Annotated in this window: 14 protein-coding genes; 3 read left to right on the top strand and 11 right to left on the bottom strand. The window is 58.5% G+C overall.

Translation table 11 applies throughout. From position 1 onward, the window contains the following. The first annotated feature begins 8 nt into the window (after positions 1-8). The gene (locus tag A3714_RS09090) at positions 9-1,208 is read left to right on the top strand and encodes an acyl-CoA desaturase (protein ID WP_063508127.1); all 1,200 of its coding nucleotides are present in this window, start codon (positions 9-11) and stop codon (positions 1,206-1,208) included. Positions 1,209-1,344: 136 nt separating this feature from the next. Here A3714_RS09090 and A3714_RS09095 read toward each other — a convergent pair whose 3' ends face one another. The 4 genes from A3714_RS09095 to A3714_RS09110 form a co-directional block, all read right to left on the bottom strand. Further along, on the bottom strand, positions 1,345-3,081 hold the full coding sequence (locus A3714_RS09095) for a choice-of-anchor Q domain-containing protein (RefSeq protein WP_063508128.1): 1,737 nt from the start codon (positions 3,079-3,081) through the stop codon (positions 1,345-1,347). A gap of 382 nt (positions 3,082-3,463) precedes the next feature. Further along, complete coding sequence (locus tag A3714_RS09100; RefSeq protein WP_063508129.1) at positions 3,464-4,513, bottom strand: NAD-dependent epimerase/dehydratase family protein; 1,050 nt, start codon at positions 4,511-4,513, stop codon at positions 3,464-3,466. A gap of 135 nt (positions 4,514-4,648) precedes the next feature. Next, complete coding sequence (locus tag A3714_RS09105) at positions 4,649-5,071, bottom strand: hypothetical protein (RefSeq protein ID WP_063508130.1); 423 nt, start codon at positions 5,069-5,071, stop codon at positions 4,649-4,651. Between the two features lie 106 nt (positions 5,072-5,177). Next, positions 5,178-5,630 (bottom strand): SRPBCC family protein, encoded by a 453-nt coding sequence (locus A3714_RS09110; protein WP_063508131.1) that lies wholly within the window; start codon positions 5,628-5,630, stop codon positions 5,178-5,180. Positions 5,631-5,877: 247 nt separating this feature from the next. Here A3714_RS09110 and A3714_RS09115 point away from each other — a divergent pair, with 247 nt between their 5' ends. Further along, entirely contained in the window at positions 5,878-6,576 is a 699-nt protein-coding gene (locus A3714_RS09115; RefSeq protein WP_063508132.1) for a pirin family protein, read from the top strand. 126 nt (positions 6,577-6,702) lie between these two features. On the opposite strand, the gene A3714_RS09120 is transcribed toward A3714_RS09115, so the two are convergent. From A3714_RS09120 to A3714_RS09150, 7 genes are all read right to left on the bottom strand, one after another. Beyond that, positions 6,703-7,551, bottom strand: a complete 849-nt coding sequence (locus A3714_RS09120; protein ID WP_063508133.1) for an ion transporter — start codon at positions 7,549-7,551, stop codon at positions 6,703-6,705. Between the two features lie 109 nt (positions 7,552-7,660). Then, entirely contained in the window at positions 7,661-8,854 is a 1,194-nt protein-coding gene (locus tag A3714_RS09125) for an ABC transporter substrate-binding protein (protein ID WP_062816363.1), read from the bottom strand. A 54-nt stretch (positions 8,855-8,908) separates the two neighbouring features. Next, complete coding sequence (locus A3714_RS09130) at positions 8,909-10,723, bottom strand: long-chain fatty acid--CoA ligase (RefSeq protein ID WP_063508134.1); 1,815 nt, start codon at positions 10,721-10,723, stop codon at positions 8,909-8,911. Further along, on the bottom strand, positions 10,723-11,526 hold the full coding sequence (locus A3714_RS09135) for an ABC transporter ATP-binding protein (protein ID WP_231866191.1): 804 nt from the start codon (positions 11,524-11,526) through the stop codon (positions 10,723-10,725). Before A3714_RS09135 ends, A3714_RS09130 begins: the two co-directional genes overlap by 1 nt. Next, entirely contained in the window at positions 11,523-12,293 is a 771-nt protein-coding gene (locus A3714_RS09140) for an ABC transporter ATP-binding protein (RefSeq protein WP_063508135.1), read from the bottom strand. The genes A3714_RS09135 and A3714_RS09140 overlap by 4 nt, the downstream gene beginning before the upstream one ends. Next, the gene (locus A3714_RS09145; RefSeq protein WP_063508136.1) at positions 12,290-13,387 is read right to left on the bottom strand and encodes a branched-chain amino acid ABC transporter permease; all 1,098 of its coding nucleotides are present in this window, start codon (positions 13,385-13,387) and stop codon (positions 12,290-12,292) included. Before A3714_RS09145 ends, A3714_RS09140 begins: the two co-directional genes overlap by 4 nt. A gap of 3 nt (positions 13,388-13,390) precedes the next feature. Continuing rightward, positions 13,391-14,269 (bottom strand): branched-chain amino acid ABC transporter permease, encoded by an 879-nt coding sequence (locus tag A3714_RS09150; protein WP_062816359.1) that lies wholly within the window; start codon positions 14,267-14,269, stop codon positions 13,391-13,393. Positions 14,270-14,463: 194 nt separating this feature from the next. On the opposite strand from A3714_RS09150, the gene A3714_RS09155 reads away from it, so the two are divergent. Then, positions 14,464-15,060, top strand: a complete 597-nt coding sequence (locus A3714_RS09155) for an N-acetyltransferase (protein WP_063508137.1) — start codon at positions 14,464-14,466, stop codon at positions 15,058-15,060. Positions 15,061-15,071: the final 11 nt, after the last annotated feature.

Consider the following 15,071-nt stretch of genomic DNA (forward strand, 5'->3'; position numbering starts at 1 on the left):
GAACAATAATGAAAACCCATCAATACCCGGTCGACCTGACCGACGAACAGATCGAAGAATTCGGCCACGAGCTGGAAGCCATTCGCAACGAGGTGTTTGATTCCCGCGGCGACCGGGACCGTGCCTATATCCTCAAGGTTATCAAGACCCAGCGCACCATGGCGGTCAGCGCCCGCTTCATCATTTACCTGTCACTGTTTTTCATCCCCGCCTGGGGCCACGCGCTGGCCGCCTGGCCGGTGATGCTCACTATCCTGGGGCTGGGCGTGTTCATGCTCGGTATCGCCAAGATTCTGGAAAACATGGAAATCGCCCACAACGTGCTTCACGCCCAGTGGGACTGGATGAAGGACCCGGAGATTCAATCCAACACCTGGGAGTGGGACACCATGAGCCCCTCGGACCGCTGGATGCATTCCCACAATGTGGTGCATCACACCTGGACCAATGTGCTGGAGAAGGATCTGGATGTGGGCTACGGCATCATGCGGGTAACGCCCATGCAGAAGTGGAAACCGGCGTTTCTGTTGCAGCCGATCTATTTCATTCTGCTGATGCTGTTGTTCGAAGAAGGCGTGGCCGTCCATGAGCAAGCCATCGATGACCACCTGAAAGGCAAGAACAAGCTCAAGGATTTCACGCCGTTGTTAAAACGGATTGGCTACAAGGTATGGCGGCAGGTGGCCAAGGATTACATCGCCTGGCCACTGGCGGCGGCGCTGGTGGCGATCCCGATTTCCTTCTACGTGCCCTTCTCGCCGCTGCTGGTGTTCGGGATAGTGGCTGGCGCCAATGCGGTGGCCAACCTGATCCGCAACATCTGGGCCTTCACCATTATCTTCTGCGGGCACTTCCCGGCCGGGGCGCACAACTTCACCCTGGAACAGGTGGAAGGCGAAACCCGTGGGCGCTGGTATCTGCGCCAGATGCTGGGTTCCTGCAACATCGAGGGTGGCAAGCTGTTTCATATCCTGTCCGGTAACCTGTCACACCAGATCGAACACCACCTGTTCCCGGACATGTGCAGCAACCGCTATCAGGAAGTGGCGCCACGGGTTCGCGCGCTGGCGGATCGCTATGGCATCCCCTACAACAGCGCCTCCCTGTTCCGCCAGTTCGGCACCACCTGGCTGAACAACCTGCGTCTGGCCTTCCCCGGTGGCGGCGAGCCCTACGAGCCGCGCCGCGAGCAGGCCAGTCAGTCCTGATGTCGACCGCAGGGTGGATTGACGCCTTCCGGCTAATCCACCCTGCGTTTTGGCTTTGTGGGAGATTATGCTTGGGCTAGGAGCCAGCGCTTTGCATGGTTTTCCCAAGCAGCCCCTTCCAGCAATTCAACATTCATTAAAGGGTGATTTTTCTCCGTCGAGCCCGCCCCATACCGAGCAGCACTATCGCCCCAAGAATAGTTGCCGGCAGGCTACCGCCTCCCCCACCGCTACCACCATCGCCTTTGGCGTCATTTTTTGGTTGCCAGTCCATTTCTTGCACTGCACTCAAGCCGGTTTCATCGGTCATCTTCACCCTCATAACCGCTGCCTTGAATGCATTTTGGTGGCCGCTGATAGTATGGGTAGCAGGCTCGAAGGTAATCGCCCCTTCACTATAGAAATCAAGCAGCTCAATGATGTGACCATCCGGATCACTGACGAAGTTGTCCAGATCCAGCACGATGTCCTCATCCGGATCAGCCAATAATGCGATCTGCTCTTCGTAGGCGGTTATCAACGCATCATCGTTCAGCACAGGTTCATGATTGTATTCCGTTGCACCGATATCGATGGCCGCACCCAGAATACGATTGGATTGCCGCTGTTCCAGCTCAGGCACACCATCTTCACCAGCAACGAGTTCCGAGTCACCGGCATCAATCAGCGGACTGCCACTCTGGGGCAAGTAATAGGGTAGATTGAACGAGTCTAATACTGGATCGGCTAGGTAGGACGGGGCGCCCTGATACAGAGAACTGAAAGCATCAAAATCGATGCTTTCTGAACCAATAGCCCTGTTGATGGCGGGCACAAAAGAAAAACGCGCCTTGAGATCTATATTTCTTATTTCGATGGGCACGTCAGCGGTCTGATACCTATCAATGACGGAGTGTTCGATCGTGACTCCCCCCTGCCATTGATTTGAGTCGGGATTCTTATGGCCAGCGAACACAAAAAGATGGCCCTGGTTATTAAGATTGTCGGCAATGGTTGTGTGGGCGATACGCACATTAGCGCCATCGCCCTTGATTACAGGATATCCTGTCTGATGACCGGCAATTGTGGACTGGATTATTTCCAGACTCGGATAGAAATACTGCCGGGGACTGATTGTAGAATCTTTGTGACTTTCGTAATTCGCCGTGAGCAGGGTACCGCTGTCTGACAGGATCAGTGCACTGTCAATAATCTTCATAGATGTGCTACCTACTATACGCAAATAAGCATCTTGCGCCACATAGAGTGAGTTACGAATTTCCACATTCACATCAGCATTGTAGGCACGAACAAAGATGCTTGAGCCAGCAATCAGAGAACGATCAAACAGAGCAACAACCTGATTTCCCTCGTTGAAAGTATTCCAGCCCAACGCAGTGGTATTGTCGAGAACACTGCTTCGAATTACCTGCAGGTTGACCGGCGCGGAGCACAGGTCAAAAGCCTGGTAAAATCCGGTAACGACGATATTATCCATCGTCACACTGCCGCAGGCAGCAATCCCTTTGCCTTGATTCTGCAAGGCCCCAATAACCAGATTTTCAAAATGGACTTGGCGACCACTTTCCAGGTCGAACAGCGAAGCTCCTAAAGAATCGGCAGTGTTGATAATCTCCGCCTCAGCCCCTGCTACACCGAGTATCTCAACATCATCTCTGATGGAATAACCCACACTGGTTTCTATCTGGAATCTTTCCGGAAGCAGGATCGTATCGGGCCCTTCCAGCGCGTTGGCCGAGGCAATCGCCTTCCGCAGAGTGACCAGATCATCGACCGGATTATTGTTATCACCGTCGCTGTTCACGATGAAAGTTTTTGCCTGAGCAATAGAACCCCAAAGCAGAAAAATTGCACAGAATGCACGTAGAAACATAATGTATCCCCCTGAGAAAACGGATCCCTGTTATCAAACACTGTGAAAAAGGTGTTCTCCTGACCAAGCTCCCTCAGCTCAGCCTTTACTTTGAACTGGCTTCATGCCAGCGGAAAACCATACCGGAAGAGGATTGGAGATGACATCATTTTAACGACTGGTTTAAGGCGAGCATTATGATCATGGCCCACTACATCCCCCCAACCTGCAACATAATGAGCCAGGGGCAATCTGGTGATGGGGCAGAATTAATACTGGGATGAGGGAATCCGGAAAAGGTTTTCCCACCATTGGCTCTTCGCTATGCAAGCAAGGCCCCAACGGTCAAGGCGAGTCGTTGGAGCCTTGCTCGCAAGGCGAAGGTTTTCAGCAAGCCACCGCGTTATCGACGCCGTACCAGCCCGTCTTCCAGCACCTGCTCGAAGTGGTCTGTCAGGGTGTCAGCGGCCGGGCGGTAGCTAACGCCCAGTGCCTTGCTGCGGCTGTTGTCGAAGCGCAGGGGGTAGCCCACATTGCGGCTGATGAACTTGCGGGTGACCGGGCCCATGAACGGGCCGACAGCCCATACCACCGGCTTGGGCACCTTCATCATCGGGAAGGGATACTGCTTGCCGAATTGTTTGCGCAGCATGCCGGCGATGTCGAGCATGGACACGGACTGGCTGACCAGAATGTAGCGCCCCTCCGCTTCCGGTTTGAACGCCCCCAGCAAATGCGCCTGGGCCACTTCGCGCACGTCCACCATGCCGTATTCCAAAGCCGGCACACCGGTTTTCAGTTTGCCGCGACCCATATCCAGCAGGGTGCCAATGCTGGCAGAGTTACTGGCGTTGGTCAGGGACGGGCCGTAGACCATGCCCGGGTTGATGGTTACCAGGTCCCACTGAGACTGACCGTCGTGGATTTTCCAGGCCTCCCTTTCGGCGGCCACCTTGGAGTACTGGTACGGGTTATGGTCAACACTGCTGGTGGTGTTCCAGTCGGCTTCGGTGAAGGCGCTTTTGCCTTTCATGTCCGTGGCATCCCCGTACACGGAGGCCACGCTGCTGGTCAGCACCACTCGCTTGAGGGTTTCGCAGCGGTTGGCGGCGTTGAGCACATTGCGGGTCCCTTCCACCGCCGGGCGAACCAGGGCATCGTAGGCATCGGTGAAGCCATCCAGCACGAACGGCGAGGCGGTATGCATGAGGATATCGCACCCCTGCATGGGGGCATCGAAGCTCTGCGCGTCCAGCAGGTCGGCCTTGAACAGTTCCAGGGTACCGGGTGCCGCTTCGGCAATGCGCTTGAGGTGATCCACGCTTTTCGCCTTGTTGGGATCACGCACGGTGGCGTGGACCGTATGGCCTGCCTCCAGCAGGTATTTCACAATCCAGCCGGCAATATAGCCGGAAGCGCCGGTGACCATCACGGTATGGGTGTTACTGGGCATGCTTGGCTCCCGCCGATGAAATGAAGGTCAACGCTACCACGATGGCAACACAAGACTAGGGCTGTTCGTGCCATTTCCTGGCTCTGCGGCCAACTGCAATCACAACGAAAACAGGCGCCAATGGCGCCTGTTTCATCAGCTATGCCAACGTGCCCGGTTGAGCCACATCCACGCGGCCAGCCCCAATCCCCAGGCACCGTTAACAATCAGGCCGCCAACCACCTTGGCGGCGTTCACGTCCAGCCCTTTCAGGGGAAACACCAGCAGCATGGCAACCAGCGTCGGGCCGATGGCGCCGATGATCAGCGCGCCGAGCCAGTGCCGGATGCCCTGCCAGCGACGGATCAACCACCAGACTGGCACACCCCAGACACCGCCCCAGAATGCCAGCGACAATACCTGGGGAATACCGAAGGGCGGCACCGGTGTCATGTTCCAGGGCGCCGCCGGGACCAGACCGCCCAGCCAGAACAGCGCCAGCACCCCTTGGTGAAACAGCAGAGTGGCGATAAAGCCCCCGGTGAAAGCCTGCAACCATTGTTGTGGCGAGTTGGACATGGTCACTCCGACGTTGAGACGTGTTGGTAAAAGATTCCCTGGCAACTCTACACCATCACCCTACCCCGCGCGTGAACAGGCATGGCCTTACCGGGACAAGATTCGATCACCCTTCGTCCGGGATTTCCGGGGTCACCAGTTGCGCCAGCATTTCCAGAGATTCCTGCCAGCCCTGATAGCAGAACTCCACCGGTATCACCTCGGGCACGCCCTCCTGGGTGATGGTCAGCTCGGTGCCGCACAGCACCTCTTTCAGCGAAATGGTGACCGGCATTTCACCGGGCAAGTTGGGGTCGTCGAACTGGTCGGTGTGGCGTATCCGTTCGTTGGGCTTGAGTTCCAGGTAGCGGACGCTGAAGCAGTGGCTTTTGCCGGTGGAGAAGTTGGTGAACGACATGCGATAGCCGCCCCCTTCACGGGCGTCCATTTCATGGACCTTGCCGGTAAAGCCATGGGGCGGCAGCCATTTGACCATGGCATCGGCGTCCAGAAAGGCGCGGTAGACGCGATCCGGGGTGGCGCGCAGGACGCGGTGCAAGCGGACGGTATTAGCGGACATGATGGCTCTCCTTGTTGGGTGTTATGCCTCCGTTCTTGGAGGGGGCATCCTCTTATCGGATGTGGCGGCCATCATTCGACAGGAAGATGCCGGTTCATCGTTTGCCGGGAATGCCGTCCGGTAAGCGCCCGAAACATCAACTAAATTGATTTTATTCCACAAAAATAGCCCATTCTTAATCAGTCATACTGATCATATAGTGACTCCATCGACGGACAGGCAATGGAGCCTGTTACAGGAGGACGTCATGATCGAGCTGCGCGCACGCAATGAACTGGGCCATGCCCGACACGGCTGGCTGGATACCCGGCACCACTTTTCCTTCGCCAATTATCACGATCCCAAACGGGTCCACTGGGGTGACCTGCGGGTATGGAACGATGACACCATCGCACCACACACGGGCTTCCCGGCGCACTCTCACCGGGAGATGGAGATCATCACCTATGTGCGCCAGGGTGCCATTACCCACCAGGACAGCCTGGGTAACAGTGGGCGCACGGAAGCCGGCGATGTGCAGGTGATGTCCGCCGGTACCGGGATTACTCATAGCGAGCAAAACCTGGAGGATACGGAGACCCGGATCTTTCAGATCTGGATCATTCCGAATGCCACCGGTTTGCCACCCACCTGGGGCAGCAAGCCCTTCCCGAAGGCATCCCGCGAGGGACACTTCGAGATACTCGCCAGTGGCTACCCGGATGACGGCGATGCCCTGCCGATTCAGGCGGATGCCCGTGTCGTGGCCGCCAACCTGAGCGAGGGCCAGACGGTGACCTACCCGGTGGAGGCGGGTCGCAAGGTCTATCTGGTGCCCGCCAAGGGACGGGTCAGGGTGAATGAGGTGTTGGCCGATACCGGCGATGGCCTGGCCATCAGTGACGAAACACATCTGACCGTGGTGGCAGAAGCGGACAGCGAGATCGTGCTGGTGGAAACTGTCTAGCAAGGAGGCAATCCAGCCTACCTTCCAACACACTACCTCCACAAAAAAGGCCCGGAGCGTTTCCGGGCCTTTCACTTTTCCTGTAGGAACTTGCCTGCAAGCGCCTACAGCCATTTCATGCCGGCACTATTGGCCGGTTTTTTTCTGCAAAGCGATTTCCAGCGCGGCAATCTTTTCATGCATGGCACGCATCAGGTCGAGCATTTCCTGACGTTCGTCATGGGCGATCTGGTTGTTGGCATCCCGTTCGGCGCGCTGTTCGCTTTCGTGCACTTCCTGGGTGGCGCTGACGATGATGGCAATAAACAGGTTCAGCACCATAAAGCTGGAGATCAGGATAAAGGGCACGAAGAAGATCCAGGCAAAGGGGTAGACCTCCATCACCGGACGGGCAATGCCCATGGACCAGCTTTCCAGAGTCATGATCTGGAACAGGCTGTAGATGCTGGCGCCGAGCGTGCCGAACCACTGCGGGAACGCCTCACCGAACAGCTCGGTACCCATCACCGCAAAGATGTAGAACATCATCAACAATAATGCCGCCGTCCAGCCGATCCCCGGCAGGGCCTGCATCAATGACTCCACCAGCATGCGTAACCGCCTCACCGATGACAGCAGGCGCAATACCCGCAAAATCCGCAGGCTGCGCAGAATCGCCAGGGGCCCGGACGTTGGAGCCAGAGAAATGGCAACGATCAGAAAATCGAACACATTCCAGCCGGAGCGGAAGAAGCGTGGCCCGAAGGCAACCAGCTTGAGGACGATTTCCAGCACGAACGCGGCCAGCACCACCTGGTTAAGCAGGTTTAGCCACTGCCCTGCCCGCTCCTGGGCTACCGCGGAGGTTTCCACGCCCAGAATAATGGCATTGAGAAGGATCAAAGCTGTAATGGTGTGTCCGAAAAGCGGGGTATTCAGCAGAGAAGCCAGGCGTTGCCGCCAGCCGGGGGATACGGACGTTGAAGTGGCCTGCATGGAGAGTCACCAAATAATCCAGGAGGCGCGAGTATACCTGATACGGGAGGGGGGATTGATAGGGGCCGCAGGCGCTTTGCGAGCAAAGCGCCTGCGGCAAAGCGGGTGGTCAGTCTTCCAGGGTCACCACCGGCTCCCAGACACCGTCGATGACTTTGGAGAGAATCATGTCGTTGCCGGCACGATGATTGGTGGCGCTCATCTTGATATCCACCCCGGTGACCGGATCATTGAAATCCAGAGACTCCATGGCCGCCAGGAAAGAATCGGTGGTCAGATCCGGGCCAGCCTTGCGCAGTGCCTCGATGGTCACCATGGCACCCACACGCCCGAGCACGGCACCGCCGCTGGGCACAGAGCCGTATTGCGCCTGGTACTCTTCCGCCCATTGTTTCGCTTCCGGTACATCCTTCATGCGGCTGACGATATCCTGCCAGGGAGACACACCGTAAAGCCCTTCGGTGACACCCCCGGGTGCCGCGGCAACGGCGGAATGGAAGCCGGCCTGGGAAACCACGAATTTCACGTCATCCCAGCCCATTTCCTTGGCGGTGGCCACCACGGAAATGATCGGCCGCACCGGCAGGGCCACGGCGACCAACTGGCAACCGGCATCCTTCAGGCGCGCCAGGGTGCCGGTGAAATCACTCTCGTCCGGTCGGTGGGAGGTGCTTTCCGCCAGGGTCAGGGAATCCTTGCCCGCCGCGGCGTCGTTAATCGCCTGGTTCACCTCCTCGCCGAAATCCGAGGGAATGTACATCACACAGATTTTCTCGATGCCGTACTCGTCCGTCATCCAGTTGACGCCTTTCAGTACCCCTTCATAGTAACTGGGGCCAAAGACGAAACGGTGGGAGAAGTCCCCCTCCTCTTCCATCTGTCGTGAAAGCGCCAGAGGAAGAATGCTGGGCACATTATTGCGATCCATCACCGGGAACGCGGCCAGGTTATGGGGCGTGCCCAGACTCATCACCATGGCAAATACTTCATCCCGGCTGATCAGCTTGTTGGTGGCCTGGGTGGCCTTGGGTACCTGGTAGGCATGATCCTCGACGATATAGCGGATCTCACGGCCATGAATCCCGCCCTCGGCATTCACGTCGGCAAACATGTCGTTGGCCACCTGCACCGCCGGGGAGGAAAACGCGGCAAACACCCCGGACAGATCGTGCATGCCGCCCAGTTTGATTTCCGTATCACTGACACCACGCACCGACTCGGCGGCGGCACTCTCTTCTTCCTTGTTATCACTGCACCCGATCAGGGTGGCTGCGGCGAGAGCCGCCAGACAAAGCTTCTTCATGATGCATTCTCCTCTCGAATTCATACCTGAAGCCGTGACTTCAGGTAATTGCAATCAGTACATGGAATCAATCAGGTGCTTATGTTTTTTCTCCACGAAGGAACGCTTCAGCTTCATGGTGGCAGTCAGCTCCTCATCTTCGGCGGTGAGCAGCACGTCGATCAGGCGGAAATACTTGATCTGTTCCACCTGGGCGAACTGTTTATTCACATCCGTAATGATGCTGTCGATCAGGTCGATCACCTCCTTGGCACGACACAGGGAGGCGAAGTTGGAAAACGGGACCTGACGACCCTGGGCATATTTCTCCACGTTTTCCTGATCAATCATGATCAGGCAGGTGAGGTACTTGCGCTGGTCGCCAATGACCACGGCATCGGAAATATACGGAGAAAACTTTATGCGGCTTTCAATTTCCGCCGGGGTAATATTCTTGCCGCCGGCGGTGATGATGATGTCTTTCAGGCGACCGGTAATGGTGAGCATGCCGTCTTCCAGACGCCCCACATCGCCGGTGTGCAGCCAGCCATCGCGGATATCTTCCGCGGTTTTTTCCGGCTTGCGCCAGTAACCGGCGAACACATGGTCACCGCGTACCAGCACTTCACCGTTGTCGGCAATGCGTACCTCGGTCTCGGGCAGCGGCTCGCCCACGGAACCCACCCGGGCCCGGTCCTTGCTGTTGAGCGATACCACGCCGGTGGTTTCGGTCATGCCATAGCCTTCATAAAGCGGCACGCCCAGGGACTGGAACCAGCGAATCAGGTCCGGGGAAATGGGTGCCGCGCCGGTGGTGCCCCGACGCAGACGCGCCATGCCGATCAGGTCACGGACATTGCGCAACACCAACAGGTTCCAGAACTGGTAATGCAGCCAGGAAAGCGGCGAGCGTTTGCGCTCACAGTGCCAGCCATCCCCGGCAGCAAGAGCCCGGTCGAAACACCAGCGGCCAAAACCGGTGGCTTCGTCTCGCAGGGTCATCATGGAGCTGTAGATCTTTTCCCACAGACGCGGCACCGCGGCAAAGGTATGGGGCGACACTTCGCGCAGGTTCTCGAATACGGTTTCCGGGCTTTCCGCAAAGTTCACGGTACAGCCCTTGTAGATGGGCACTTCCACCGACACCAGCCGCTCCAGGATATGACACAGGGGCAGGAAGCAGAGCTGGTCGTCGTCTTCATGGGCTTCCAGCACCTGCTCACCAGCCGCCAACTGGAACAGCACATTGCGGTGGCTGATCATGGCGCCCTTGGGGGCACCGGTGGTGCCGGAGGTGTAGATCAGCATGCGGATGTCATCCGGCTGACTCTCGGCGATGCTGGCGCTGAACCGGGCTTCGGCATCGGCGATGCCCTCGCCCAGGGCGTAGAGTTCATCCAGGAACATGACCATGGGATCACTGAAATCCCGCAGCCCCTTGCGATCGAACACGATCACTTTTTTCAGGGTGGGCACCTGGTCGCGTACGGTCAGGTATTTGTCCAGCTGTTCATCGTTTTCCACGAACAGGAAAGCCGAGCCACTGTCATTGACCAGGTAGGCCAGCTGCTCGGCACTGTCGGTGGTGTAGACACCATTGCTGATGCCGCCCGCGCCGGCGATACCCAGATCGCAGTAGAGCCATTCCTTGTTGTCTTCACTGAGAATGGAGACCGGCTGGCCCCGCTCCAGGCCGAGAGACAGCAGCGCCACGCCGATGGCGCGGGCCTTTTCGTAATAGTCCTGCCAGCTGTAGCTCTGCCAGATGCCCAGGTCCTTTTCCCGGTGCGCAATTTGCGCTCCCCGCTCCAGGCATTGCTGGCGCCACAGTTTGACCACGGTGTCGCAACCGTGGAGACGGGTCGGTGCGTTGTTGGTTGTTGTCATCATCAGCGCCAGGTCTTCTTTCGTTTCCAGCGTTTTTCCGGTCGGTCATCCCCCGCCGACTGGCCCAGATAGAACTCGCGAATGTCGTCGCTGGCGAGCAACGCCTCGGCGCTGCCGTCCATGACGATGCGGCCGGTTTCCAGCACATAGCCATGGTCCGCCGTGTTCAGTGCCACCTGGGCATTCTGCTCCACCAGCAACAGAGTCACGCCCTGCTCTTTATTCAGCCGACGGACGATGGCGAAGATTTCCTGCACCAGCAGCGGCGACAGCCCCAGGGACGGTTCATCCAGCAACATCAGCGACGGCCGCGACATCAGCCCGCGACCGATGGCCAGCATCTGCTGCTGACCGCCAGACAGGGTGCCGGCGGGCTGGTTGCGGCGCTCCAGCAGGATCGGGAAATAGTCATACACCATCTCCATGTCCTGGCGGATACCCGCCTTGTCGCGGCGGATGTAAGCCCCCATGGCCAGATTCTCTTCCACGGTGAGAAACGGAAACACTTCCCGGCCTTCCGGCACGTGGGCGATACCCTGACGGACCAGGGCATCCGGTTCGCGCCCCTCGATGGCTTCGCCAGCCAGGCTGATGCTGCCCTTGCGCGGCGCCAGGGCGCCGGAAATGGTTTTCATCAGGGTGGTCTTGCCGGCGCCGTTGGCGCCAAGGATGGCAACCACCTTGCCTTCGAACACATCGATGGATACCCCGCGCAGGGCCATCACCGGGCCGTAGAAGGCTTCCAGATTTTTGACCTGCAGCAGCGGCTTGGCATCATTCATGGCGTCTTTCTGCACTGCACTCATGAGGTTGCCTCCGTGCCCAGATAGGCTTCGATCACCTTGGGGTCTGCCTGTACGTCGGCGGCGGTGCCCATGGCCAGCGGCCGGCCTTCCGACACCGCCAGCACCCGGTTGGATACCCGCGATACCAGGCTCATGTCGTGCTCTACCATCAGTACGGTCAGGCCCAGATCTTTCTGCATGTCCTCGATCCACCAGGCCATGTTCTGGGTTTCTTCCACGCTGAGGCCGGAAGCCGGTTCATCCAGCAGGATCAGTTTCGGCTGGCTGGACAGGGCCCGGGCAATTTCCACCACCTTGCGCACCCCGTAGGGCAGGCCGGCGATCAGCTTGTCCCGGTAGGGAGCCAGGTCGAGGAAATCAATCACCTCTTCCACCAGCAGCCGATGCTCCCGTTCACTGCGCCGCACCTTGGGCAGGAACAACAGCTCCTCGAACCAGCGGGTATTGCGCCGGCAATGACGGCCGATCAACAGGTTCTGCAGTACCGAGGAGTGATCGAACAATTCAATATTCTGGAAAGTGCGGGCGATACCCAGCCCGGCCACCTTATGCGCCGGCAGGGAAGTAATGTCCTGCCCGTCAAAGAGGATCTGCCCGCCGCCCGGTTCATAGAGACGGCTGATCAGATTGAAGATGGTGGATTTCCCTGCCCCGTTGGGGCCAACCAGGGTGAACACTTCGCCGGGCTCCACGGTGAAACTGACACCGTCCACCGCTTTCACCCCGCCGAAGGAAATGGAGAGATCCTTTACCTGTAACAGACTCATCGTTGGCGCTCCGTTTTCAGGTAGGTACGGGTACGGCGGAACATCCCCTTGCGGTACAGCGGGAACAGCTGCAACCAGGTGCGCACCTTGAACCAGACGCCGTAGAGGCCACGCGGTTCGTAAATCACCATAAGCAGAATCAGCAGGGCGAACAGGGCCGTATCCAGGCCCGGGTAGGCCGCAATCTGGATGCCGGCGGTGTTATCCAGGTAATCACTGGCGATGGCGATCAATTGTGGCAGCAACACCACCACAATGGCGCCGAAGAAGGCCCCGTGCACCGAGCCCAGTCCGCCGATCACGATCTGCAACAGCAAGGTGATGGAGATCAGTACCAGGAAGCTTTCATAGTTCACCGCCTGGGCCAGGTGGGCATAGAGCGCCCCGGCCAGGCCGGTGATAGCGCAGGACAGGCTGAAAGACAGGGTCTTGGCGCGGGCCACATTGACCCCCAGGGCCCGGGCGGACACTTCACTGTCACGCACGGCCAGGAAAGAGCGGCCCGAGGCACTGCGCAGCAGGTTCAGATACCCCAGGGTGACCAGCACCAGTACCGCCAGGCAGAGATAGTAGAAGGCTTCCGGGGTGGCATACCGGTCGATCTCCATGCCGAACATGGCAATCGGCGGGGCAAACACCCCGGCCACCCCACCGGTAATCGGCTCGGCCATAATCGCCACGTCCTCGATAATGATGCTCAGTGCGAGAGTGGCGATGGCCAGATAGATGCCGCTCATACGCAGGATCGGCCGTGAGATGATCGCACCGATCACTCCGGAGGTGACTGCACTGGCCAGCAAGGCAGGCAGAAAGTGCCAGCCACGCAGCATCAACGCCAGATTGGTAAAGGCCCCAATGGCCATGAAGGCCGCATGCCCCAGGCTGACCTGCCCGGTATGACCACTGATCAGCATCAGGCCCAGCCCCGCCAGGGACCACACCAGCACGGCAGTGAGCTCACCCAGATAGTAGGTGCCCAGCAGCCAGGGCGCGGCCAACAATAGCGCCATCAGGATGGCGTAGTGGGCCAGGTGCCAGCGCCCTTCAAACAGATTGATATCGTCGTCGTAACGGCTTTTGAATCGGTTGCTCATGGCCTACACCTTCTTCTGGCTGATCTGCGCGAACAGGCCGCCGGGGCGCAGGATCAGCACCAGCAACATCAACACATAGGGGGCAATCTGGCCGACGCCGGACGGCAGATAGCGACCGGCGAAGGGTTCCACGATGCCCACCAGCAGGCCGCCCAGCAGCGCCCCGGGCAAAGAGCCCAGGCCGCCGATCACCGCCGCCGCAAACGCCTTGATACCGAACAGCAGTCCCACGGAAGGCTCCACCGCCCCCTTGGCGGCAAACATGACCCCGGCAATGGCCGCCACCACCCCGGACAGGGCCCAGACAATGGCATTGATGCGTTTCACCGGAATGCCCATGTAGTAAGCCGCCATCTGGTTCTGGCTGCTGGCCTGCATGGCCACGCCAAGACGGGTACGGGCAAAGAAGAAGTAGAGAATGGAGGTAAGCGCCACCGTGGTAATGATGATCACCGCGTCCACCACCGGGATCATCAGTTCCCCCAGTGTCCAGACCCGGCCAATAAAGGGCGTTTCCAGGGAGGTGGGATCATGCCCCCAGATCACCCCGGCCACGAAGCGGATCAGAAATCCGAGGGCGATGGTCAGAATCACCATGGCAAATTGCGGTTGGCCAAAGATGGCTCGCAGCACGAAACGATCAAGGAGGTAGCCGAACAGGCCGAGGATCAGGGCGGCCAGGGTGATGCCCACCAGAAAAGGCAGGTCCGCGTAGCTGGCATTGATGAAGGTAACGCCGAGAAAGGCCCCCAGCATCATCATGTCGCCCTGGGCGAAGTTGACCGCTTCGGATGCCTTGTAGATCAATACAAAACCCAGCGCCAACAGCCCGTAAATGCAGCCATTGGCTATCCCGCCGACCAGCAGCTGGAGTATATCCATGGTCCCTCTCTCCCGGGGGGTTATTATTCTGTTTCTTTTTTATTCAAGTGTTCCCGAGCCTAGCGGAAGTCCGACATTCTCACCAGTATGTAAAATGTAACAGGATCAGAACAGGCCGGAGGGCTATCCGTTATACCTGTATTTTTCGCCGCTTCCGGTATGCTTGGCTGCCGTTTAGCAAACCCCACCCGCTCATGAATGTAAATGATCCCCTTCGCATTGATGCCATCGCCCGAGTCCTCAGTCTGGCTTTTTACCGGGACCCCCTGTTTTGCTATTTCTTTCCGGATGACTCGCGCCGGCTGGCCCAGTCCCGCCATACCTTCCTGTTTCTGGCTCGCCATGCTCAGCACCGGGGAGAAATCTGTACCCCACCGGGTTCCGTAGACGGCGCTGCGCTGTGGCTGCCTTCCGGGGCTCTGCATCGGAGTGTGATGGATATGGTGCGCTTTGGTGCTCTGCCCATGTTGCGTCAAGGGCCGGCGGCAGTGAAACGGCAACTGGATGCTGGAGACGCCATGCAGAAAGTGCACGACGGTCTGATGAGCAAGCCCCATGCCTACCTGTTATTACTGGGGATTGATCCGCAGCATCAGGGCCGGGGCTTGGCCACAAGGCTGCTGGAGCCAACGCTGGAGCGGTTGGACCGGGAAGGGTTGCCCGCCTATCTGGACACCCATAATCCGGACAATGTATCGCTGTACCGGCGTTTCGGGTTCGAGGTGGTGCATGAAGCGCCGATGCCGGGAACGCAGGTGCGGCATTGGGCGATGGTGCGGGGAAACCGCTAGCGAAGCATTGT

This window comes from Alcanivorax sp. HI0007, from assembly GCF_001635525.1.
Classification (GTDB): Bacteria; Pseudomonadota; Gammaproteobacteria; order Pseudomonadales; family Alcanivoracaceae; genus Alcanivorax.

Coding starts and splice junctions, on each gene's coding strand:
- A3714_RS09090 (WP_063508127.1), top strand. CDS start 9: ATGAAAACCCATCAATACCCGGTCGACCTGACCGACGAACAGATCGAA.
- A3714_RS09095 (WP_063508128.1), bottom strand. CDS start 3,081: ATGTTTCTACGTGCATTCTGTGCAATTTTTCTGCTTTGGGGTTCTATT.
- A3714_RS09100 (WP_063508129.1), bottom strand. CDS start 4,513: ATGCCCAGTAACACCCATACCGTGATGGTCACCGGCGCTTCCGGCTAT.
- A3714_RS09105 (WP_063508130.1), bottom strand. CDS start 5,071: ATGTCCAACTCGCCACAACAATGGTTGCAGGCTTTCACCGGGGGCTTT.
- A3714_RS09110 (WP_063508131.1), bottom strand. CDS start 5,630: ATGTCCGCTAATACCGTCCGCTTGCACCGCGTCCTGCGCGCCACCCCG.
- A3714_RS09115 (WP_063508132.1), top strand. CDS start 5,878: ATGATCGAGCTGCGCGCACGCAATGAACTGGGCCATGCCCGACACGGC.
- A3714_RS09120 (WP_063508133.1), bottom strand. CDS start 7,551: ATGCAGGCCACTTCAACGTCCGTATCCCCCGGCTGGCGGCAACGCCTG.
- A3714_RS09125 (WP_062816363.1), bottom strand. CDS start 8,854: ATGAAGAAGCTTTGTCTGGCGGCTCTCGCCGCAGCCACCCTGATCGGG.
- A3714_RS09130 (WP_063508134.1), bottom strand. CDS start 10,723: ATGATGACAACAACCAACAACGCACCGACCCGTCTCCACGGTTGCGAC.
- A3714_RS09135 (WP_231866191.1), bottom strand. CDS start 11,526: ATGAGTGCAGTGCAGAAAGACGCCATGAATGATGCCAAGCCGCTGCTG.
- A3714_RS09140 (WP_063508135.1), bottom strand. CDS start 12,293: ATGAGTCTGTTACAGGTAAAGGATCTCTCCATTTCCTTCGGCGGGGTG.
- A3714_RS09145 (WP_063508136.1), bottom strand. CDS start 13,387: ATGAGCAACCGATTCAAAAGCCGTTACGACGACGATATCAATCTGTTT.
- A3714_RS09150 (WP_062816359.1), bottom strand. CDS start 14,269: ATGGATATACTCCAGCTGCTGGTCGGCGGGATAGCCAATGGCTGCATT.
- A3714_RS09155 (WP_063508137.1), top strand. CDS start 14,464: ATGAATGTAAATGATCCCCTTCGCATTGATGCCATCGCCCGAGTCCTC.